20 protein-coding genes are annotated in these 22,873 nt (G+C 46.8%); 13 read left to right on the top strand and 7 right to left on the bottom strand.

Annotated features, from left to right (window positions below):
• The first annotated feature begins 57 nt into the window (after positions 1-57).
• From infC to CSH92_RS14070, 8 genes are all read left to right on the top strand, one after another.
• A complete protein-coding gene (gene infC / locus CSH92_RS14105) occupies positions 58-597 on the top strand; it encodes a translation initiation factor IF-3 (RefSeq protein ID WP_100658294.1) in 540 nt (179 codons plus the stop codon).
• A gap of 116 nt (positions 598-713) precedes the next feature.
• On the top strand, positions 714-911 hold the full coding sequence (rpmI, locus tag CSH92_RS14100) for a 50S ribosomal protein L35 (protein ID WP_100658293.1): 198 nt from the start codon (positions 714-716) through the stop codon (positions 909-911).
• 17 nt (positions 912-928) lie between these two features.
• Positions 929-1,285, top strand: a complete 357-nt coding sequence (gene rplT / locus CSH92_RS14095; RefSeq protein WP_100658292.1) for a 50S ribosomal protein L20 — start codon at positions 929-931, stop codon at positions 1,283-1,285.
• A 193-nt stretch (positions 1,286-1,478) separates the two neighbouring features.
• The gene (locus CSH92_RS14090) at positions 1,479-2,990 is read left to right on the top strand and encodes a DUF1570 domain-containing protein (protein ID WP_100658291.1); all 1,512 of its coding nucleotides are present in this window, start codon (positions 1,479-1,481) and stop codon (positions 2,988-2,990) included.
• 201 nt (positions 2,991-3,191) lie between these two features.
• Positions 3,192-4,172 (top strand): phenylalanine--tRNA ligase subunit alpha, encoded by a 981-nt coding sequence (gene pheS, locus CSH92_RS14085; protein WP_100658456.1) that lies wholly within the window; start codon positions 3,192-3,194, stop codon positions 4,170-4,172.
• A 12-nt stretch (positions 4,173-4,184) separates the two neighbouring features.
• Positions 4,185-6,572 carry a phenylalanine--tRNA ligase subunit beta gene (gene pheT, locus CSH92_RS14080; RefSeq protein WP_100658290.1) on the top strand — a complete coding sequence of 796 codons (2,388 nt, stop codon included), beginning with the start codon at positions 4,185-4,187 and terminating at the stop codon, positions 6,570-6,572.
• A gap of 7 nt (positions 6,573-6,579) precedes the next feature.
• Positions 6,580-6,879, top strand: a complete 300-nt coding sequence (locus tag CSH92_RS14075; RefSeq protein ID WP_100641703.1) for an integration host factor subunit alpha — start codon at positions 6,580-6,582, stop codon at positions 6,877-6,879.
• Positions 6,880-7,064: 185 nt separating this feature from the next.
• The gene (locus CSH92_RS14070) at positions 7,065-7,649 is read left to right on the top strand and encodes a hypothetical protein (protein ID WP_100658289.1); all 585 of its coding nucleotides are present in this window, start codon (positions 7,065-7,067) and stop codon (positions 7,647-7,649) included.
• On the opposite strand, the gene CSH92_RS14065 is transcribed toward CSH92_RS14070, so the two are convergent.
• Entirely contained in the window at positions 7,633-9,915 is a 2,283-nt protein-coding gene (locus CSH92_RS14065; RefSeq protein WP_100658288.1) for a penicillin acylase family protein, read from the bottom strand. The genes CSH92_RS14070 and CSH92_RS14065 overlap by 17 nt on opposite strands.
• A gap of 101 nt (positions 9,916-10,016) precedes the next feature.
• On the opposite strand from CSH92_RS14065, the gene nagZ reads away from it, so the two are divergent.
• Positions 10,017-11,009 carry a beta-N-acetylhexosaminidase gene (nagZ, locus tag CSH92_RS14060; RefSeq protein WP_100658287.1) on the top strand — a complete coding sequence of 331 codons (993 nt, stop codon included), beginning with the start codon at positions 10,017-10,019 and terminating at the stop codon, positions 11,007-11,009.
• A complete protein-coding gene (locus CSH92_RS14055) occupies positions 11,010-12,407 on the top strand; it encodes an SLC13 family permease (protein ID WP_100658286.1) in 1,398 nt (465 codons plus the stop codon). It abuts the gene before it with no gap.
• Positions 12,408-12,521: 114 nt separating this feature from the next.
• On the opposite strand, the gene CSH92_RS14050 is transcribed toward CSH92_RS14055, so the two are convergent.
• From CSH92_RS14050 to CSH92_RS14035, 4 genes are read right to left on the bottom strand one after another with little or no spacing between them, the layout of a single operon-like run.
• Positions 12,522-13,052, bottom strand: a complete 531-nt coding sequence (locus CSH92_RS14050; protein WP_100658285.1) for a cob(I)yrinic acid a,c-diamide adenosyltransferase — start codon at positions 13,050-13,052, stop codon at positions 12,522-12,524.
• Positions 13,049-14,644 (bottom strand): CsiV family protein, encoded by a 1,596-nt coding sequence (locus CSH92_RS14045; protein WP_100658284.1) that lies wholly within the window; start codon positions 14,642-14,644, stop codon positions 13,049-13,051. The genes CSH92_RS14050 and CSH92_RS14045 overlap by 4 nt, the downstream gene beginning before the upstream one ends.
• Positions 14,641-18,138: a transcription-repair coupling factor gene (mfd, locus tag CSH92_RS14040; protein ID WP_100658283.1), complete on the bottom strand. Its 3,498-nt coding sequence runs from the start codon at positions 18,136-18,138 to the stop codon at positions 14,641-14,643. Before mfd ends, CSH92_RS14045 begins: the two co-directional genes overlap by 4 nt.
• Positions 18,139-18,175: 37 nt before the next feature.
• Positions 18,176-18,781: a PilZ domain-containing protein gene (locus CSH92_RS14035; RefSeq protein ID WP_100658282.1), complete on the bottom strand. Its 606-nt coding sequence runs from the start codon at positions 18,779-18,781 to the stop codon at positions 18,176-18,178.
• Positions 18,782-18,900: 119 nt separating this feature from the next.
• On the opposite strand from CSH92_RS14035, the gene CSH92_RS14030 reads away from it, so the two are divergent.
• Complete coding sequence (locus tag CSH92_RS14030) at positions 18,901-20,094, top strand: lipoprotein-releasing ABC transporter permease subunit (protein WP_100658281.1); 1,194 nt, start codon at positions 18,901-18,903, stop codon at positions 20,092-20,094.
• Between the two features lie 42 nt (positions 20,095-20,136).
• The gene (locus tag CSH92_RS14025) at positions 20,137-20,697 is read left to right on the top strand and encodes a phosphoribosyltransferase (RefSeq protein WP_100658280.1); all 561 of its coding nucleotides are present in this window, start codon (positions 20,137-20,139) and stop codon (positions 20,695-20,697) included.
• A gap of 110 nt (positions 20,698-20,807) precedes the next feature.
• Here the strand turns inward: CSH92_RS14025 and CSH92_RS14020 are convergent, their stop codons facing one another.
• Both CSH92_RS14020 and xthA read right to left on the bottom strand, forming a co-directional pair.
• A complete protein-coding gene (locus CSH92_RS14020) occupies positions 20,808-21,452 on the bottom strand; it encodes an energy-coupling factor ABC transporter permease (RefSeq protein WP_100658279.1) in 645 nt (214 codons plus the stop codon).
• A 3-nt stretch (positions 21,453-21,455) separates the two neighbouring features.
• On the bottom strand, positions 21,456-22,262 hold the full coding sequence (xthA, locus tag CSH92_RS14015; protein ID WP_100658278.1) for an exodeoxyribonuclease III: 807 nt from the start codon (positions 22,260-22,262) through the stop codon (positions 21,456-21,458).
• 196 nt (positions 22,263-22,458) lie between these two features.
• Between xthA and CSH92_RS14010 the strand changes: the two genes are divergently transcribed.
• Entirely contained in the window at positions 22,459-22,872 is a 414-nt protein-coding gene (locus CSH92_RS14010; RefSeq protein WP_100658277.1) for a DUF2750 domain-containing protein, read from the top strand.
• Position 22,873: the final 1 nt, after the last annotated feature.

Raw genomic sequence — 22,873 nt, 5'->3', positions numbered from 1 at the left:
GGAGAAGTTGAGATACTTCTAGCCAAACAGACGATTTAGTTTTTGGAGGAATAGCACATTAAAGGCGCTAACAATAAGGCTCAGGGCGATAAAGCCCGCATTAACGACGAAATTACAGCACGTGAAGTGCGTTTGATAGGAAGTGAAGGCGAACAGGTTGGGGTAGTCTCAATTGCTGAAGCTCAACAGGCAGCAGATGAAGCGAGTCTGGACCTAGTCGAAATCAGTCCGAATGCCGAGCCGCCAGTCTGTAAAATTATGGACTATGGCAAATTCCTCTTTGAGAAAAGTAAAGCTCAAAAAGAGCAAAAGAAAAAACAGAAGCAAATTCAGGTCAAGGAGATTAAATTTCGCCCTGGCACTGATGAAGGCGATTACCAGGTAAAACTGCGCAACCTGCGTCGCTTTCTAGAAGGTGGAGATAAGGCTAAAGTCACAATCCGTTTCCGCGGACGTGAAATGGCCCACCAAGAGATTGGTATTGATTTACTAAACCGCGTTAAAACGGATTTAGAAGACATTGCCAACTGCGAGTCTTTTCCTAGAAAGGTAGAGGGTCGTCAGATGATCATGGTGCTCGCCCCAATTAAGAAGTAGTAGTGGTTTAAAGTACAATCGGTTCTGCACCCGAACGTCACCCTGCTGCATATTTTAACTAGGCAAAATACGACTGCACGTATCAGGCCTACATTTAACAATGCGGAGTTTTAGCAATGCCTAAAATGAAATCAAACAGCGGTGCTGCGAAGCGTTTTCGTAAAACAGCTTCTGGCCGCTTTAAAAGCAAGCAGTCTCACTTGCGTCACATTTTGACCAAGAAGAGTACTAAGCGTAAACGCCATTTACGTGGCAAAAAATTGGTTCATGACGCGGATACTAAGCTTATCCAACGCATGTTGCCTTACGTTTAAGACAAGGAGACTGACTAATGGCTAGAGTAAAACGCGGTGTAATTGCACGCGCACGTCATAAAAAAGTTCTGAAGCAGGCTAAAGGTTACTACGGTGCCCGCAGTCGTGTTTATCGCGTAGCTGTCCAGGCAGTTACTAAAGCAGGTCAATACGCATATCGTGACCGTCGTCAGCGCAAGCGTCAATTCCGCCAATTGTGGATTGCACGTATCAACGCTGCGGCACGTCAAAACGGTATGTCTTACAGCCGTTTCATTAACGGTTTGAAGAAAGCATCTGTTGAAATCGATCGTAAGATCCTTGCGGATATTGCGGTTCACGACAAAGCGGCATTCAGTGCACTTGTTGAAGCAGCCAAAGGCGCTTTAGCATAATCTATTAACCAATAGGTTTAAGTTCTTTCATGGAAACGGCGAGCAGGAAGCTCGCCGTTTTTTTATGCGTGGCATTCATCACTACTGCTGAGTCAATTGAGCGATTAAATGTCATTATCCCTCATTGCCAAGCCCCCCGTTTTTTTATACATTTGCCAGCCCAATTGTTGGTGTTAAGTATCAGGGAAGAAACATGCAATTTCAGTTATATATTCACTCCAAAGTTAATGCTCTTGTGCGTAACTTAACGTTTGTGATGTGCGCGCTAGTGTCCCTCCCACTGGCCGCTACGGAGGATTTAACTGGGTGGCATGTCTATCACTCAGACAACCTCAATCTATACAGCGATCATGAGCCAGAGGTGGCATTAGGCCTGCTTGAAGATTTAGAGGTTTTTCGCGCCACGATTATTCAATTGGTTAAAGGAAGTCATCGCACTAACATGCCTCCTGTTGACGTCTTTCTATTTAAAAATAACAATATTTGGCAGCACTTACCCTACGCAAATTCAGCTTCTGCAGTATTTGTTGATATTGTTTATGGCCCAAGAATGGTCATTGGTCCTGCTGGAGATGAAAATCGATTATCCAAGCTGTATCACGAGTATGTGCATTATCTGGTCGCGAACACAGCACCCATCAAATACGCCGATTGGTACAATGAAGGCATCGCGACATTTTTTTCTACGGCGGTCATAGGCAAAGATTTTGTTTATATCGGTCAAGTACCTGAGTACGAGGCGGAAACGTTGTCACGACGTGGTATGGTCAATCCCGATGATTTGTTCGCCGTCAATTCAGTATTTGATAAATCTAACCGTTTTAAGCAAAAATTTTATGCAACAGCGTGGCTAGCAACCCATTATTTTACGCTCGGCGCGCGCAATGGATTTCCTAGCTATTACGCCGCAAATGCACAATTCTTAACCCAATTGAGTAATGGAGTCGACGTCGATACGGCATTCTCACAAAGCTTCCCGATTAGCTTTAAAGACTTAAAACGTGAGCTTCGCGAGTACGCGCGTAGCGATAGAAAAGATGGGTTAGTACTGGAGCGCCCTAAAATCACCGGTGATATTCGCCATTCAGCGATGACTCCGGTTGAGGTCATGTCAGTCTTATCACCCGTATTGGGATGGCGAGAGCCGAATGGATTGGGTGCAACGTTTTTGCAGCAAGCGGCCGATGCGGGCGTACCCTTTGCTGCCTCGGTTGCCGCTATACATGCAGCGCAACGCAAGGACAGTGAGAAAAGCCAGGCGTACCTACAACCGTTACTTGAGCGCGACGACCTAGATGCCAACACGCAATACAATATTGGTAGTACTTATCGAGCATTGTCGCAACATGCGTATGACATGGGTGAATTAGCGCTCGGGCATGAGTATCGCCTGCAAGCTTTGCATTGGTGGCAGGTTAGTGTAGAACTGCAGCCATATTTACCGAGTATGACAGCGCTTGCTATGTATCATGCGCGGTTTAGTGACGAGTCGGAAGCGAATGCTGCTATCGATGCATTGCTTGCTTCATCACAACACATAAATGCGGTAATGGGTGCTGTGCGGGCTTACATGCAGATAAATAACTACTCATCAGTTCGCGAGTTGTTAATGAAAGCGCAAAGTATGGTCGGCCACGACCGTGAAATATATGCCCAGATCCAAGCGCTCATCGATACCGTGTCGGCGGCCACAAAAACACGCTAAAAAAGTCAGCAGATAGCGCTTGTTGACGTCGAGCGAGAATAAGTTTATTCAAGCGCTCCACTAAATTGAGGAATTCCCCAATTTAACCACGATTTAGCGGCATCTAGTCCTAGCACTTCGGCGTGATTCTTGTGTAAAATACGCAGCTTTATTTTGCACGCTTATACGCACGCTGAGATGCGTTCACCGCTAGAGGGTACTATGGATCTAGATGCGATCATCAATGAAGCTAAAGCTTTGATTGATGTCACTGATAATGTGGCCAAACTCGACGAAATTCGTGTCGAGTTTATGGGTAAAAAGGGTAAGTTAACCGAACAGTTAAAGAGTCTCGGACAATTAAGTCCAGAAGAGCGCCCTGCAGCTGGGCAACGGATCAATCAAGCCAAACAAACGATCCAAGGCTTATTATCTGAGAAAGGGCAAGCGTTAAAAACCGCTGAATTAAATGCCAAACTCGCTGCAGAACAGGTTGATGTGAGTTTGCCTGGGCGTGGTCAAACGGCCGGCAACTTACACCCTGTATCGCGAACCATAGCACGTATTGAAGGGTTTTTCGGTGATCTGGGTTTTGAAGTGAAGACTGGCCCAGAAGTCGAAGATGGCTTTCACAACTTCGATGCACTAAATATTCCGGCGAATCATCCTGCTCGAGCCGATCATGATACCTTCTATTTCTCGCCAAATATCATGTTGCGTACGCAAACCAGTGGCGTGCAAATTCGTACCATGGAAACAGAAAAGCCGCCGTTGCGAATAATCTCCCCGGGCCGTGTATATCGTAACGATTACGACCAAACCCATACGCCAATGTTCCATCAGGTTGAAGGCTTAATGGTTGACAAAGCCATTAGTTTTGCTGATTTGAAAGGCATTTTGCATGACTTTTTGCATCATTTCTTTGAGGAAGACCTGCAGGTTCGTTTCAGACCGTCATATTTCCCGTTTACGGAGCCATCTGCAGAGGTTGATGTCATGGGCAAGGATGGCAAGTGGCTGGAAGTTTTGGGCTGCGGAATGGTGCATCCTAACGTGTTGCGAGCGGTCAACATCGATCCAGAAGAATACACCGGTTTTGCCTTTGGTATGGGCGTCGAACGTCTGACCATGTTGCGCTACGGTGTAACCGATTTACGCGCATTTTTCGAAAACGACATGCGCTTCTTAAAGCAGTTCAAATAAGGGGCGATTGCGATGAAATTCAGTGAAAAATGGTTACGTGAATATGTTAATCCTGCACTTGATAGCGAGGCCTTATCTGAGCAGTTAAGCATGGCTGGCTTAGAGGTTGATGGTATTGATCCGGTTGCCGGTGATTTTAGTGGTGTTGTGGTTGGTGAAGTGGTTGAGTGTGGTCAGCACCCTGATGCAGACAAATTACAAGTAACCAAAGTTAACGTGGGTGAGAGCGAATTATTGGACATCGTATGCGGTGCGCCGAATTGTCGCCAAGGACTTAAAGTTGCAGTAGCTAAAGTCGGTGCTGTTTTACCCGGTAACTTTAAGATCAAAAAAGCAAAATTACGCGGTCAGCCGAGTTTCGGTATGCTTTGCAGTTTTAGCGAATTGGGGATGGGAGAAGATCATTCCGGCATCATCGAATTGCCTGCTGATGCACCGATTGGTAACGACATTATCGACTATTTGGATTTAGATGATCGCATCATTGAAGTTGATCTGACACCAAACCGCGCGGATTGTTTAGGGATGCGGGGAATCGCACGCGAAGTGGGCGTACTGAATAATCTTGATGTAAAAGTGCTTGAGTTTACTCCGGTTGAAGCAACTATCGATGATGTTCGAGCGATTGAATTAGCCGCTCCAGATGCTTGCCCACGCTATTTAGGCAGGGTTATTAAGGGGATAACACTTGATGTCAAAACGCCGTTATGGATGGTAGAAAAACTCCGTCGTAGCGGTGTGCGCAGTATTGACCCTGTGGTTGATGTGACTAACTACGTGTTACTGGAACTCGGCCATCCAATGCACGCATTCGATTTAAATGCCATTGATGAAAAGGTTATTGTACGTCACGCAAACGTCGACGAGCAGTTAACTCTGCTAGATGAAAGCACAGTAACCCTGAAGCAAGATACTCTGGTGATTGCTGATGCAAGCAAAGCACTGGCGATGGCGGGTATTTTTGGCGGTTTACACTCTGGTGTAACCAATAAAACCCAAGATATTTTCCTTGAATCAGCATTTTTTGCACCAGATGCAATTATCGGTAAAGCGCGCCAATACGGTTTGCATACCGATGCATCGCATCGCTATGAGCGTGGGGTCGATCCCCAATTACAGCGCACAGCGATGGAGCGCGCGACCCAGCTATTGGTTGATATTGTCGGCGGGCAAGCGGGTCCGATTGTTGAAGCAGTTGCTGCTGAATATTTACCTAAAGCAGCCGCAGTAACATTGCGCAGAAGTCGCCTGGATCGCGTCTTAGGTCACACCATAGCTGATGAAAAAGTGACTGAAATACTAACGCGTTTAGGCCTAGACGTAACGTTCGATAATGATGAGTGGAAAGCGCAAGCGCCAAGTTATCGATTTGATATTGCTATCGAAGAAGATCTGATTGAAGAGGTTGCGCGGGTATACGGTTATAACAGTATTCCGAACAATTCACCGCGCGGTTCTCTGGCTATGCTACCCAGTCAGGAAGCAAAACAGCCGTTACAACAGTTAAAAACCGTATTGTTGGAACGTGGATATACCGAAGCCATTACATATTCTTTCGTCGATCCAAAACATCAAGGTGCTTTATTCCCTCAACAAGAGGGCTTGGTATTACCGCATCCGATTTCCAGCGAAATGTCAGTAATGCGGGTTAGTCTATGGACAGGTTTATTACAGGCGGTTAGCTATAACCAGAATCGCCAGCAATCGCGGGTGCGCTTATTTGAAACGGGATTACGGTTTATTCCCGATGCTGAAGGTGAAAACGGGCTGCGCCAAGAGCAAATGATTGCGGGTGTAATAGCAGGTCATCAATTACCAATGCATTGGGAAAGCAAAGAACAGAGCGTTGATTTCTTTGATATTAAGGGTGATGTGGAAGCGCTACTAGCGCAAACCGCGTTCCACGGGAAAGTGGATTTTGTGGCTTGCACTCATTCTGCATTGCACCCAGGTCAAGGTGCTGAGATTCGCCTAAACAATCAGGTAATTGGCTGGATCGGTGCGATCCACCCACAATTTGAGAAACAACTAGGCTTAAGCGGTCGAACATTTGTGTTTGAACTTTTTGTCGAAGCTGTGACTCAACGTGTAATACCGCAAGCGGTTCCAATTTCAAAATTCCCTGCGAATCGAAGGGATATTGCGATTGTGGTAGATGAAACTGTGAATTTTGGTGACATACGTAGGTATGTAGAAAAAATTGGCGTAAATCAATTAGTTGACCTAAACTTGTTCGATGTGTATAGAGGTAAAGGTATTGAACCGGGTAAAAAAAGCCTTGCCCTGTCGCTTACGTTGCAAGACACCAGCAAGACGTTAGAAGAAGCCGAAATACAAAAAGCGGTGGAAACAGTAGTTGCAGGTCTTGAATCACAATTTAGGGCTGCGTTGAGAGAGTAACAAGACAATGGCATTGACCAAAGCTGAAATGGCGGAACACTTGTTCGAAAAGCTAGGTATGAACAAGCGGGATTCCAAGGAACTCGTTGAAGCATTCTTCGAAGAAATTAAATCTTCGCTAGAGGCCGGTGAGCAAGTAAAGTTGTCAGGGTTCGGCAACTTCGATCTTAGAAGTAAGAACGAACGACCTGGGCGAAACCCTAAGACGGGTGAAGACATTCCGATCAAGGCGCGTCGTGTGGTGACGTTTAGACCGGGGCAAAAGCTCAAAAGCCGGGTTGAAAACGCCAAGCCAACAGGTCAATAGATTAGGTTTTGCAATCAGCATAACCGCTTATGTAAAGAGCCTACTGCAGAGTAGGCTTTTTTGTGTATTGTGCTGTTGCGACTGGTGAGGGTGATTGGATCTTTGTGTTATTCCGTGTAGTAGGTAGCATTGACGTGATAACCTTTGGGTAACAAATTAGCTCAAAACAGGTAGTGTTATTTTCAATGTCCAAGTCCTCGCGTTTTTTGCTGCTTTTTCTGATAATTTTAGCGACTTTTATTATCACTGTTATCATTAAGCAGCCGTCTCAGCCGTCTCAGCCGTCGCAGCCTGCGCTCTCAGTAGAAACCTTGTTTGCTGCCAGCGACGTCCGAGCAGGGCTCAAAGAAGCGTTCGAACATCATGATGAAAATGCTTTTATGCATTGGCAAGAGCAACTTTTAACTGCGGCGTTACAGGTTGGCTATAAGGAAGAGCAATTAAGGTTTTTAAGCGGTGATCGCGGTTTAGAATATATTAAATTCCGTGCTGCTCGCATGCTATTTCAAGAGGCGATTGAAAAAGCTTATGTCAGTGGTGATGCTTTTGAACCCATCGCTGCACGATACCCTCAGGCAGAAGATTTGTTTGCTGATGTTCAAGCCATGTTTACGGCGCGTAATCAAACTCTTGATGGAATTGCTACTGCTTTGCTGCAAGCCGCAAAAGACGATCCATCACTGGGCTCATTGACCTTACAGCAAGCCCAGCAGCACGCACTGGAACTTTGGCAACAAAAACTCACACAAGCGGCTACGGAATCAGAGTAAGGCTATGCTCAGGCGCCCCCGGTAACAGCGGTGTGGCTTCAGCATTGATATAATCACTAAAGCCATGCCGATAAAATGGGCTCAGCGGATGGCCCGACTGACCACCCGGTATAGTTAAAATGGCATGTTGCTCGCGACCTGGTTGCACCGTGAGGCGTTGCGATGCGCCATGAGTACCGTTTTGTACTGCAGGCAGAAAACTGTCTCCAAAACCTGCCACAGTGGGCATATCCAGTATTGGAGCTAGAAATGGCATTACCCGGCTGAAGGGATGCTGTACTCTAAGCGCGTTCACTTTGCCCCAAGTTAATTCTGCAACAGCACCAGTATCACCGTCGGCATATTGAGCGAGTAATTCTTGCCGCATATTGCGATAGGTGTCGAGCAAAAAAGGTAAATAATCGGAATAGGGAGCGGGTAACCAGTCAGCAGGTTGTTGTTTTAGAATGGCATTGGTTGCGGGCTCTAAATGCCGGAATACCGGGCTTAAACTCAACTCATGCTCATTGAGGTAGCTTTCAAGGGGAGCAAATAACGCGTTAATGACTGCACTACGGAATTTCCGCGTTAGGGTATAGCCGACAGAATCGCTGCATGCGCAGGCTTGCCACGCATCGAGCAAAGCGATGTCTTCGGCAAATTCATTTGGGCTTTGTTGCAACGTATTAACCAGAAAGGCCTGCCAAGAGGACAAGAAAACAGCGGCATTGTCTTGTTGAATTTGGTAAAAGGCAGCTTCATCGTAAACTTCTTGCTCGAACAAGCGATCGCGGATTTGCATGCCACGTGCCCCAAGCGCATATCCGCCGTCACCAAATCGGCTAAGTTCCTCGGTACCGATAACTCGTGCATTGGCAGTCCATAGACGTTGATTATCAGGGTTGATCACTGCTGGCAACTGTAGTTCTCTTGTTGTCCACAGGGGGGATACATCTTGTTGTGCGATTGCTTGATTGCTAGGTGTCGGGCGGGCAGTAACAGCACCGGCTGGCATCCAGCCGATAGAGCCTGCGCGATCAGCGGCAACCATGTTTTGCACAGGAATGCCCATTTGAGTCGCAATATCGCGGGCAGCGGTTAGTGTTTTAGCTGTGTCCAAATCCAAGTGTTTTAGATTTACGGCATAGGGCTGATGCGCCACCCAGCGCAGAGCATAGTTTATTCCATCAACCTTGCGGACCGGTCCAAACTCGCTTATAGCGAGCTCCACGCTGTGTTCGGCATCAGGAGTTCGAATTTCTTCAGCGTGCGTATCGACCGTCGTCGCTGGATCTAGTCGTACCCAATCCGTATTGTCGAGGTTTGCATTGGTAAAGCCCCAAGCAACATGCGTATTACTGCCAACGATAATACCTGGTGTGCCGGGTAAGCTTACGCCGTGGAGCTCAACGGCTTCATTGTTTTGACTATAGCGCAATGACAAGCGATACCAAATAGGGGGTACGCGTAACCCTAAATGCATATCATCACTGACCATTGGCGTGCCGGATTGGGTTAAGCTTCCGCTGACCGCCCAATTGTTGCTGCCTATATCGATTGGCTCGGGTATAGTAATTGAAGCTATTTCTGCGTTAGCCGGCTTTTTAATAGCGGGGATATCTAAGGGCACCGGAAGTGTAACTTCCGAGTAATCCAGTGCGGCCTGATAGTTACTGGGTAGCAAGATAAAATCCAGCATGGGTTGTCCGTAATGCTTGGCTATTTGGGTCAAAACAAGATCGCGCTGTACTTGCCCATTCTGTAGGTCAATGTACATGCTATAAGACACCAACAAGCTATCTTCTGCTAACCAAGGCTTAAAGTCTGCGCCCAGCAAGAGGTATTCAAACGGTAGAACCGAATATTGGTTTACCGCGTTATTAACCCCATTCGCATACGCATCGAGCACTGCTCGCTCGTTCTCACTCAGAAGTTTGAGGGCTTGTTGTGCGCGTTGACGAAATTGATGGAAACGTGCACGGGTATCAACGCCTACAGCTGCGTCACCAAATAATTCAGCAATTTCTCCGGCACCACTGCGGCGTAACAAATCCATTTGAAACAAACGATCCTGCGCGTGCGCAAACCCAGTCGCATAGGCAGCATCAACGCGATTTTGCGCAGTTACTAAAGTATGACCTTTGGCATCACGCTGTATATTCACTTTAGCTGACACCGCAGCATTAATATCACTGTCGAGATCAGGGAGACTTAAGAACAAGGTTATGTAGATCAAACCAACGGCTGCAAAAAGGCAAAGAACAACAGCAAGGAGGATGCGTTTCATAGTATTTTTTCGTATAGTCTCAACTTGTTATGTCATCCTAGCGATGCAATTCGCGAATGCAAAGTTTTTAATCAGGGAGTCGTGCTATTTTGGGTCCGGTAATGCTTGATATTGAAGGCACGTCATTGTCATCAGAGGACAAGGAGTTGCTCAAACACCCCCTAGTGGGCGGCCTTATTCTTTTCAGTCGCAACTATCAGTCTCCCGCTCAATTATCCCAACTTGTACAATCAATCAGGCAGTATCGTTCGGACATTTTGCTGGCTGTCGATCAGGAAGGCGGGCGAGTGCAACGTTTTCGAGAAGGCTTTAGCGCTATTCCGGCAATGGGGCAACTGCAGTCTTTAGCTGCATCAGCGCATATCGCACCGGATGAATTAGCCAAGGCCTGTGGTGCGATTATCGGTTACGAGTTAACCCAATTGGATATTGATATTTCCTTTGCTCCGGTTCTCGATATCAATGGTGTTTCTGAAGTTATTGGGGATCGGGCTTTCGGTAGCAGCTGCAGTGAGATTTTACCCTTGGCGAGTGCGTTTATTCTTGGGCTTCGCAGTATGGGCATGTGTGCGATTGGTAAACATTTTCCGGGGCATGGTTCGGTGCGAGCGGATTCACATATTGCGATGCCCGTTGATCCTCGTGCCCTAAGCGAAATAGAGTCTACTGATATGCCCGTTTTCAAGCAGCTGATCAAGCGCGGCTTTTTGCAAGGAATGATGCCAGCCCATGTGATTTACTCGCAAGTTGACGATCAACCGGCGGGATTTTCAGCCGTTTGGCTGCAACAAATTCTGCGGCAAAAGTTAGGCTTTAATGGGGTTATTTTTTCTGATGATTTATCCATGCAGGCGGCGACCGTCGCCGGTGGACCGCTGCAACGCGCGCAGGCAGCGTTGCAGGCAGGATGTGATATGGCCTTAGTGTGTAATAACCGCGATGCAGTAAAAGAGGTACTGGATGGACTTAAGTGGTCAGCAACAACGTCGCATTCGGTCGCTCGTCTGCGCGCGCAAAAGGTGCCGTGTACGCATAAAAAACAGTTGTACGATGCTGCGCAGCACACCTTACATCGCGCTACAGGAGCAGATTGAATGACAGATGTTGTACAAAGCTGGGTTAAATGGCCAATGTTTCTTCTTGCCGTCCTCTTAGCCTTGGTTACTTATGTTGCGCTGAATGTGCTTGAGCAACCGGCGCCAATCGTGATGACAGCTGCGGTAACGGTATTAGTTGGAACCTTATGGGTAACAGAAGCATTGCCAATACCGGTGACTTCTTTAATCCCATTTGTCGCATTTCCTCTGGTCGGCGTTCTCGACCACAAAACCGCCGCCTCAGCCCTAGGTAATCACGTCATTGTGTTACTGATGGGAGCATTTATGCTGTCCAAAGCGCTGGAAAAATCCGGTGTGCATGTGCGTTTAGCATTTAATATGCTCAAACTGACCGGCACGCATAGCGCAAGGCGCATTGTTTTAGCTTTTATGCTCACTGCTGCTATTTTAAGTATGTGGATTTCAAACTCAGCAACAACTTTGATGCTAGTGCCATTGGGTTTAGCCGTGGTGGCACACTTGCAGCAACCTCGTTTGGCAATTGTGCTGCTTTTGGCAATTGCGTATGCAGCTAGTCTTGGCGGCGTTGGCACGCCAATAGGTACACCACCGAATATTATTTTTATGAGTGTGTATGAGGAATTCACTGGTAAGCAAATGTCCTTTCTGGATTGGATGCAATATGGTGTACCCATTGTTGTAGTCGCAATTCCATTAATGGCATTGTGGCTAACCCGTGGCATCGGTCGACTTCCGGTCTCTCCTATACCCCAGCAACCGCCTTGGGCAGCAGCAGAGAAGCGAGTGCTTAGCGTATTTGGTGTCATTGCTTTAGCTTGGGTGTTTCGACCTTATTGGTCTGCGTTTTTTAATGCTCCAGGCATTGGTGATAGCACTGTGGCATTGCTAGGCGTGGTGCTAATGTGTTTGATCCCATCGGGTCATACCGATCCAGAGACGCAGAAACCCAGTTATCTGCTTGACTGGCAAACGGCGCAACAGATCCCATGGGGAATGCTGTTGTTATTTGCTGGCGGGATCTGCATCGCCAGCGCTTTTACCGCCAGTGGATTGAGTCAACTGATCGGCGAAGGGCTATCTGGCTTTACGGCTTTACCGTTAATTTTGCTAGTCCTTGCGATTTGTTTAGCAGTGAGCTTTTTAACCGAGATCACATCCAATACAGCCACTGCTACCCTGTTAATGCCGATATTGGCTAGTGCTGCAATGGCCAATAATATTGATCCTGCATTGCTAATGATCCCTGCGGCGATCAGTGCCAGTTGTGCGTTTATGTTGCCCGTTGCAACCGCACCGAATGCGATTGTTTATGGCACTGGTAAAATTGCGATTTCAACCATGGCAAAAGAGGGGGCAGCCTTAAATGTCATGGTGGCGATTGTAGCCGCGATTGTGATCAGTCTGCAGTTTTAAATGTTTCTGCAGAACTATTTTAGTGGTGCTCAATGCATCAGATATTCACTGGCGTTGTTTAAAGCAAAAAATGAGTAAAATACAGTGCTGATTTAACGTCGTTATCGTTTGGTCCTAAACATTAATATCAGTTACACCTAGGCGTAAATTGCACCAGCGTGCCAACACAAACAGGTAATCAGACAAGCGGTTGAGATATTGCAGAGCTTCAGAAGCCACTTCCTGTTCATGGTGTAAACGAACTAACGAACGCTCTGCACGACGACAAACCGTGCGGCACACATGAGCATGGGCTGCAGCTTGGCTGCCACCGGGCAAAATAAACTGGGTTTGTGGCGGCAAATCCTGTTGCATTGAATCTATGCCATTCTCGAGGACTACTACTCTCTCGTTAGCCAGTTGGCTACTGTCTGAAATGGCAAAGCCGATGGTAAAAAGGTCGCGTTGCACATCAGTAAGCAGTGTAGTGACAGATGCCAACGCATGATCTGTGCGTAGCTGACTGGCCAATAAACCTAACTGCGCATTCAGCTCGTCTAAACTGCCGTAGGCATCAAGGATCACATCATCTTTAGCGACTTTGCGAACGTCTCGGGTGTAAACCTGAGTAACACCTGCATCACCTTGCTTAGTATAAATCTTCACTCGACATCAACCTCATTTAGCTCTGTTAGTGCCTTAGGCTCGGGCCTGTCATGGCGACGAATTTGCACGATTACGCCGAATAGAGGGTGATCAAAATAATGAACCTGTTGGCTGATCACGCGGCGTAACTGTTTTAGTGCAATAGCCTGAAACTGGGGCTTGGCTTGCTGCTCATCACTGGCAATTGAGCGCTGGTAAACAAGGTCATTATCGATGTGTAAATACGGCACGCGATTGATGTATTGTAAATAGATTTTAAACGTTCCTTCCACTTGCCAAAGCGGGTTTTGGTAAAGAGCGATGGGGTCATTCTCTAAATCTTCAGTACTGAGTATTTGTTCCACGATGTCAGCGGGCACTGGTGCGTTTAACGCTGTCTCGAGTTGTTCAAACCAAGTGCTTAAGCTGTCTTCTGCAGGAGTACCAAATTCACCATTAATGGCACTTGGGTTTTCATTGAAAGCTTCGTCGGATGTCAGATTAACTTCAGATTTAGAACTATCGTCTGCGAATTCTGCTGGTTTATCGAACGCTTTGTTTTCTGCTTCTTGCTGTGCCTGCTTATTTGCTTGTTGCGCAGCTTCAAATAGAGGAGCATGTAGGTCTCTACCGGCGATTAAATGAATAGCTTCAGCAACATCGCGACCAAACTCAACTTCCTGACGCCACGCTGTGTGAAGGAGTACGCGATGATTGGCCAGACGATTGATATCGCGCGCGAAATCTTTCAAAGCGAAGACATCATCGGGTAATAAGTGTGCGTCATCCGCGCGAAACCAATCGATACCGCTTAATCTGCTTGGTACACGATCGCGGCGCGGTAAGGCAGTATCAAATGCATACAATTTGATGTCAGTTGCCGGAATTATTTCGCTGTCCATAATGCACAGGACATTGTCCGCTACGACAATTGGCGCATGCGGGGGCATGGCTTCAATGAATGCCTGGCGCTGTTGATTTAACTGCTGAAGTCTCGCCTCATTATCAAACGGCGTATCTGGATCTGAAGCCAGTGGCTCATCAGCTGGCGCTACTGTGTTATTTGGTTCCTCTGCAATGGCCAAATCACTAGAGTTATCAGCGTTGTTTGTGGTGTCTACATTCTCACTGTCAATCAGCGATGATTCTTCTACACTAGCCATTTGCGACGCATTGTTAGCGGCCTCATCGATGATAGCGGAAACAGCATCGTCGACCGGAAGGCTAGCAACGTTTTCGGTATCACCGTTGATTGCTTCTCCCGCATTGGCTAGTGCAGGATCGGCAGCTAGTTCAGCCTCACGTAACTGGGTTTGATAGGCTTGGTAGTCGGCTATAATGCTGTCGATTGTGGGTAAAGTATCTTCAACTGTACACGTTGGAAGCAATGGCAATAAGCGGCTGATATCTGGTGTTAATGCCTGCTCAATTAGATTGAATTGCCAATCCGCTGGAATATTTGCAACCGCATCAAATTGTTCAGCCAGCGGTTCATCATGGCTGCGTTCAAAAACGATCACTTCAATGTCAAACCACCATTCCTGCTCTTGAGCAACGGCACTGCAAATAGGCAATATAGCCAATGCTAACAAGCAAACGCTGATCAACCTCATGAGGGGCGTGATTCCTTTATAAATGATTGCAACAATGAAGATACCATATCCAGACGTTGCTGGGCATCCTCAGGTGTATTGACCAGCTTGAGGCGAGTTGGACCATCAAAACGGAACTGCTTCGACTGGGTTTGTACCAATTGGATAATGTAACCCGGATCCACAGGCGTAGTGGTAGTGAACTCGATGCTACCGGTTTGGTTACCCATTTCAATCTTGCTGATCCCAACTTGTTTAGCGAGCAGCTTGTACTCGGCAATCGCGACTAAGTTTTTTGCCGCTTGTGGCAACATACCGAAACGATCGATAAGCTCAATTTGCAGATTATCAATATCCAATTTGCTTTTGCAGCTCGCCAGCTTTTTGTAAAGTGACAAGCGTGTACTGACATCCGCAATGTAATTATCCGGGAACAGCGCTGGAATGCGCAATTCAATCTCTGTTTGTTCGGCTAGAACTGCATCAAGTGAAGGTTCTTTACCCTCTTTTAAAGCTTCTACTGCTTGTTCAAGCATGTCCATATACAGCGTGAAACCAATGGAAGCGATTTGACCGGATTGGTCGTCACCCAATAATTCACCCGCGCCTCTGATTTCTAAATCGTGCGTGGCCAACTGGAATCCAGCCCCTAAATCTTCCAAATTAGCAATCGCTTCGAGGCGTTTCGTTGCATCCCGGGTCATGCGCTTAGGATGCGGGGTTAAGAGGTACGCATACGCTTGGTGATGCGAGCGCCCGACGCGTCCGCGAAGCTGATGGAGCTGCGCCAAACCGAGATGGTCGGCACGGTCCATAATGATAGTATTGGCCGATGGCACGTCAATCCCGGTTTCGATGATAGTGGTACACACCAAAACATTAAAGCGCTGGTGATAGAAATCACTCATGACTTGCTCTAATTCGCGCTCGCGCATTTGACCGTGACCTATAGCGATGCGTGCCTCGGGTACAATTTGCGCAATTTCGTCAGCCGTTTTTTCAATACTCTCCACTTCATTGTGGAGAAAATAGACCTGACCACCACGTAAAATTTCACGCATGATGGCTTCGCGGATCACTTCTTTGTCGCGCTGCTGGACAAAGGTCTTAATCGACAGACGCTTGGCTGGAGGAGTGGCAATTATTGATAGGTCGCGCATTCCACTTAATGCCATGTTCAATGTTCTAGGGATAGGAGTGGCGGTTAGTGTTAGGATATCCACGTCGGCCCGCAGCGATTTAAATTTATCCTTTTGGCGCACGCCAAAACGGTGTTCTTCATCAATGATTACTAGCCCTAAATCATGATACTTAACATCATCTTGGATAAGCTTATGGGTTCCAACCACTATGTCGACCTTACCGTTGGCAAGCCCATTGAGCACTTCTTGACTCTTCTTAGTTCCGACAAACCGCGACATGACTTCAATGTTGAATGGCCAGTCCGCAAAGCGGTCTTTAAAGTTCTCATAATGCTGCTGTGCAAGCAGGGTAGTGGGCACCAAAATCGCCACCTGTTTGCCGTGATTTGCAGCCAAAAAAGCTGCTCGCATGGCAACTTCTGTTTTACCAAAGCCGACATCACCACACACTAATCGGTCCATGGCACTGGGAAGGCCCATATCATTGATAACAGCACTGATTGCTTGTTGTTGATCCAGGGTTTCTTCAAATGGAAAGCTGTCGGCGAAGCGTTGGTACTCCTGCCAGTCAATCTTATATGCGAAACCGGGTTTGGCCGCGCGGCGGGCGTATACATCGAGCAACTGAGCGGCGACATCACGCACTTTCTCAGCGGCCTTTTTCTTGGCTTTGCTCCAAGCATCACTGCCGAGCCCGTGTAACGGGGCTTGATCAGGATCGCCACCGCTATACCGGCTGATTAAATGTAAACTGGCAACAGGTACGTACAGTTTCGCACCTTTGGCATACTCAATAGTGAGGTACTCGGTGCTAATCCCGCCAGCATCTAGTGTTTGTAAACCAATGTATCGGCCCACACCATGATCGATATGTACGACGGGTTGCCCACTGGTTAATTCCGCTAAGTTGCGAATAACCGCTGACTCATCCGTGGCTTTTTGTTTGTCACGTCGTCGTCGTTGGCTGACTTTGTGCCCAAGTAGTTCGGTTTCGGTGATCAGGAGCAACTGACCATCGGCATTATCCAGGTAAAAACTGTTTTCAACATTACCAACCGTCAGTCCGACTGGCTCATGTTGTTGAATAAAACTATCGAGACTATCAATGCTTGTTGTGCTGATGCGCGCTTGCTTCAGGATCCCTAATAGATTCTCCTTGCGCCCCATTGTTTCCGCACAAAACAACACGCGACCGCCCGCTGCCAATACCTTCTCGAGGCGCTGACGCAATCGTTGTGCCGGTTCTTTGTGCTGAGGTTGTAGCGCGATATCATCGACTAATTGGGCGTTAAAATTTGTTCTGCCAGCTTTTTCTTCAACGTCATTGGCATTAATCTTTACTCGCGGCCAGAGCTTCAGTTGGGCAAATAATTCTTCAACTGACAGGTACAAATGCTGTGGCGCGAGCAACGGCCGTTCTGGATTGTAGCGACGTTGTTCATAGCGATGTTGGATGTCAGCCCAGACAAATTCACAGGCGTCCTGGATATCCCCATGCATGAGGATCTGGGTATTCTCGCTCAGGTAGTCAAATAACGTTGCGGTTTGCTCAAAGAAGAGTGGTAAGTAATATTCGATACCGCCCGGTAAAACTCCATTTCCTGCAGTCACCCGGTGAAAAATTGATTCTTTTGAACTTACCGCATCAAAATGGGTTAAATACTGCTCCCTAAATCGCGCGATCGCGGGTTTATCGGTAGGGAACTCACGCGCCGGTAATAGCCGAATTTCTTCGACTTTATCGGTCGAGCGTTGGTCCTCTGGATCAAATAGACGAATAGAATCGATCTCATCATCAAATAAATCGATACGAAACGGGTGTTCACTGCCCATCGGGAAAAGATCAATGATGCTGCCACGCACTGAAAACTCACTGTGACTCATTACCTGGTTGACGTGCAGATAGCCGGCTTTTTCTAGTTTGCGGCGGAATGCTTGTACGTCGACGGTTTGCCCGGTCTTAAGTAGCAGTAAGTATTGGTCTAGATAGTTGGTCGGTGCTAAGCGCTGGATTAACGTATTAATCGGCACGATGACTAGTGTGTCTGCTGCGTTAGACAGTGCGTCAAGGGTTTCAAGCCGCTGGGAAATTATATCTTGGTGCGGTGAAAACGTATCGTAAGGTAAGGTTTCCCAATCGGGAAACACGTTGATATTCACTTCTTGTGGCAAGCTAAAAAACTGGATCTCGCGTTCGAGACGAAGGGCGCTCGGCGTATCCGCTGTTACTAACAACGTAGGGCCTGAGTGTTGCATTGCTGCGCTTGCGATGGCTAATGCGGCGCTGCTTTTGGGTAGTTGGCCCCATTGCAAGAAATCGACGCTATTGGATTTTTTTTGCGGTAATGCGGGGGAAAATATCGATGCTTTCATGAATACGCAATGGGCCTTGTTACTAACAACGCGGTTACTACTGATTTTGATTGTTTTCAGATCGCTTGCGTAACTGCTGAGTTTGCAAATGCAAACTGGCGCGAACTAACAATTCCTGATCAGTTTCACGGATACGGCTATAAATAAACGCGATATGGTAACCATCTGGGTGCGGGTCGCAAGCAATAACTTCCGCGAAGCAGAAAACAGCGGCCGCTTCCTCTGGTAAAAAGATTTTGAGTTCAACACCTTGGCCCACTTCAAGTGGCTGCTGACAAATCACTTCAATACCACCACCACCAAAACGCAACGTTGCGTAACGCAGCGTTTTATCGTCTTGCTGATGAAGGATATAAGACATCATTAGATCAATTTTACGCGCTTGTGCAGTTAAAAAATCAGCCAACTCAGCAGCATGATTGCTGAGATTGCGTAAAGGACGCAGAGCCTGAGCTTCAATGCTCGAAAGTTCTCCGGCAATCTTGAAGGCATAGGGCATAGACGATTCAAGTTCGTGATGCGCGGGAATTGCTGCTTTTTCAACGGCTTTGATGTTGACGTTTAGCGTATGTTTAAGCAAAAAGAATTCATTAAACCGATCTTTTTTCTGCGCAGCTGAGAGCGTATCGAATGACTGATCCATAGTAGATTACCTTGTATGGCTTTACAGATGTTCGTATCATGCGTTTGCATTGTCGCATTAACCATAACTTTCGCAAGCAATTCAATTGCTTTATTCGAAGTTTCAAGCGTTAGGAAGCTATGTTTCATCCCGTTTTTGCATTTATTGGCCTGCGCTACTCCAAAGCTAAGCAAAGCAGCAGCTTTGTGGCATTTATTAACTTTTTTTCGGTCGCTGGTATTACCCTGGGGATCATGGCGTTAATCGTTGTGTTGTCAGTGATGAATGGTTTTGAAGGGCAGCTTAAGCAACGAATTTTAGGTGTAATGCCGCATGTGGTCGCACAGGCCCCTGCTACACAAATTACCCAGCTGGCCTTGCCTGAAGTTACTGGGGCAATGCCATATACCGAAGCCGAAGGCGTATTACAGACGCCAAATGCATTGCGTGGCGTTATGATCCAAGGGGTAGACCCAGTAAAAATGGCTCAGTATTCGATTATCGACGACAATTTGCTGGTAGGACAATTAAGCGATCTTACGCCTGGCAGTTACCACATTATTATTGGCCGCGCATTAGCATCTCAGCTTGGTATTAGGCCGGGCGAACCGCTACGTTTGTTACTCGCTGGAGCCTCGGTCTATACCCCATTTGGACGTGTACCCAGTCAACGTCTGGTCGAAGTTGTTGGCGTGTTTGATATGGGTTCGGAGTTGGATGACAAAACGCTGTATATGCATGTTAATGACCTCCAGCGTTTGAAACGGGAGACTGGTCCAGTTGCGACATCGCGGTTATTTTTGCACGACGCATTTGCCTATCAAGCAACAGCAGATGTGTTGGCGCGAGAAAGTATTGGGTATGATACTTGGAGGGCACGTCAAGGCCCTTTGTTTGACGCAGTAAAAATGGAAAAAAATATGATGTTTCTGTTGTTGCTGTTGGTTATAGCAGTCGCCGCATTCAATATCATTTCCGCGTTGGTGATGGTGGTCAATGAAAAGCAGGGCGATATTGCGATCCTAATGACGCTAGGTATGCGGCGCACCAGCGTGATGACGATTTTTCTTTTCAATGGCATGTTAAACGGCCTAAAGGGAGCCGCTCTTGGTACACTACTTGGCGTACTTTTAGTGCTTGGGTTAAACCCAATGTTTGCTGCGTTAGGGGTATCTACCGGCTACAGTTTAAGTGGTGGTCTGCCGATTGACCTGCGGTTTGAACAGGTGATAGGGGTTGCTGCTTTTGCGCTATTGCTGTGTGTACTGTCCACTTTGTATCCCGCATTTAAAGCGTTGTCAGTTGAACCGGCAAGAGCCTTACAATACGAGTAAGTTTTCACTATACTTGCGCGAATTGATTTTCTGGGGCTGCTCATGCAAAAAACCTATATTACCGCACAATCCTTACTTGAAGATTCATTTCGACTCGCGCATCAAGTCTATGAAGATGGCTTTCGGCCACAGTTTATTATCGGTATCTGGCGTGGAGGTGCTCCGATTGGTATCGCGGTACAAGAGTTTTTTGAGTTTAAGCAGACACCAACGGACCATATTGCAGTACGTACGTCGTCATATTACGGTATTGATAAGCAATCCAAGGAAATTCGTGTCCACGGTTTGCATTACCTGATTGAGAATGCCAACGCTGATGATGCCATTTTGATTGTCGATGATGTATTTGACTCAGGCCGCAGTGTAGACGCCTTGATCAAGCAAATCAAAGCACAGATGCGCCTCAATATGCCAACAGATGTGCGTATCGCCTGTCCTTGGTATAAACCCGCAAACAATAAGACTCAGTTGGTTCCTGACTATTACATTCGCGAGAGCGATGAGTGGTTAGTATTTCCGCATGAACTGGCAGGGTTGACCGAACAAGAAATCCGTGCAGGAAAAACGGAGTTAAGCAATATTATGGATGTATTGTTTGATTAGAATTGCGTTGCCTATAGTCGTTGTTCTGGGCGAACAAAAGTAATTGACTGCTGAATACCAACCACCGCTATTTAACGGTGGTTTTTTTATTTCAGTTTGCTGCAGCGCTATTATTTACCATCGATATAAAACTTATCGTGGAAAGTGTAGACCCAGTGCGGTCGATAAATCACTAATAGCGTCATCGTCATGCCGTTAAGCATGCCCTCTGGAAACAATAGTAATGGGATCAACACGAGATAATTATCTTTTACGGTTAACCAATCGTAGATCCCGTCCAGGGTATAAAATCCGCCGACTAATGCCATTTTAAGCGCTATCATCAACGCGCCGGGGAAAAAGGCGCAAACGAAGATGTAAACAAATAAATTGCGCGGCAAACGATGGAATGAAATATTGTAAATCAGATGTGTTAGCGCAATGGGTATGAGAATACCGAACAGACCATTGATGCCGAACATCGCCCAGTCTTCTAACCCGATTGCTGTTACACCGAGTAACGCCGCAGTCGCTGCAAGTATGGAGTAGCGCACGCCCAGTGTAAGTGCTAGTGCGGTTAGCCATAGAAAGTGGACTGATAAGCCATCATAGATACCAGCGCGAAAAATCCATAAAAAGAACACACTAGCACTAGCCCCAAAGACCAAATGCTGTTGTAACTTTGACTTTCCGAGCGCGGCAAAGTCTAGGTGGCGCATTGCCCAAATGATGGTCGCGGCATACGCAATTATGCCGATAATCTGCAGCAGCGACATGGGTTATGCTCCAAATGTCGCCCATATCGGGGCATGGTCAGACGGCTTTTCTATCCCGCGTAACTCGTAGTCAATGCCGGTATCTGTCAGACGTTCTAATAATGGCTTCGTCGCCAAGATAAGATCGATACGTAATCCACGATTGTCGTCGAAGCCTTTGGAGCGATAGTCAAACCAACTAAACTCTTGAGCATTCTCAGGGTTTTGTGTGCGGTAGGTATCATGCAGGCCCCAACTTAATAAGGTATTCAGCCATTCGCGTTCTTCAGGTAGAAAGCTACATTTCCCTGTACGTAACCAGCGCTTAGCATTTGCTTCACCGATCCCAATATCGTAGTCAGTATGGGATATATTCATATCACCCATGACTATCAGTGAAGACTGATTGCTACACTCGGTGGCTAGATAATCATTTAAATCTTCATAGAACTTTCGTTTTGCCGGGAACTTAGTTGCGTGGTCACGACTTTCCCCTTGTGGAAAATAGCCATTAAGTACTGTTACTTGTTGCTGATCAATTTCATAACGACCAATAATCATTCTACGCTGTGCATCAGCTGTGTCGGTTTTAAACCCGTATTCTACGGCCACTGCAGGCATTTTGGACATGAGAGCCACGCCATAGTGGCCCTTTTGGCCATGAAAAGCGACATGATAACCCATGCTTTCTATGGCTTTTACAGGGAAAGCATCATTATCGACTTTGATTTCTTGTAGGCCAATGATGTCGGGCGAGTGTTTATCAATAATTGCTTGTAGTTGATGTAAGCGGGCGCGAATGCCATTGATATTAAAAGAGATAATCTTCATTAACTGGATACTGCGTTGAATAAATCATTTACTTGAACGCTATGTTAACAAATTTCGCATAAAAAAACGTCGAATGTGGGCATTCTTTGCGGCGCGTATAGCAACTAAAATGATGCATAATTTTTGTCCAAATTTACTAGCAGTGAATTGATGCAGTCTGTACAATCACGCCACTTTTACAAAGGGAAAGTAAAACATGCAAATCGAAGGACATGACCACAAACACGATCCGTTAGCCTGTGAGGAATTTCTGCGGATTACCCGGCTTACACCGGAACAGCGTTTTGACTACTTTTTAGAACATTTGCAAAAAGTACCATCACTCTGGGGCTTGTTCGGCAAAAATGGTTGGGTCATGGTAGAAAGCGAAAATGAATTGTGTTTACCCATTTGGCCGCATCATGACTTTGTGGTGGGTTGGGAGCGCGATGACTTTCCTGAATGTGAACCCAAATCGATCCCGTTAGATGAGTTCGTCAATGTTTGGGTTGACGGCTTAAGCAACAATAATACGCTATTGCTGATTTTCCCCTGCGGCGAAGAAGAAGAGGGGATTGTGATCACGGCCAATGAATGGCTTGAATGTTGGCAAGAGCTCAACGCTAAGTAAG

The sequence above is a fragment of the Neoalteromonas flava genome, from assembly GCF_002807685.1.
GTDB lineage: Bacteria > Pseudomonadota > Gammaproteobacteria > Enterobacterales > Alteromonadaceae > Alteromonas_E > Alteromonas_E flava.
The sequence above is the reverse complement of the archived record's forward strand: the minus strand, read 5'-3'. Positions and strand labels throughout refer to the sequence as shown.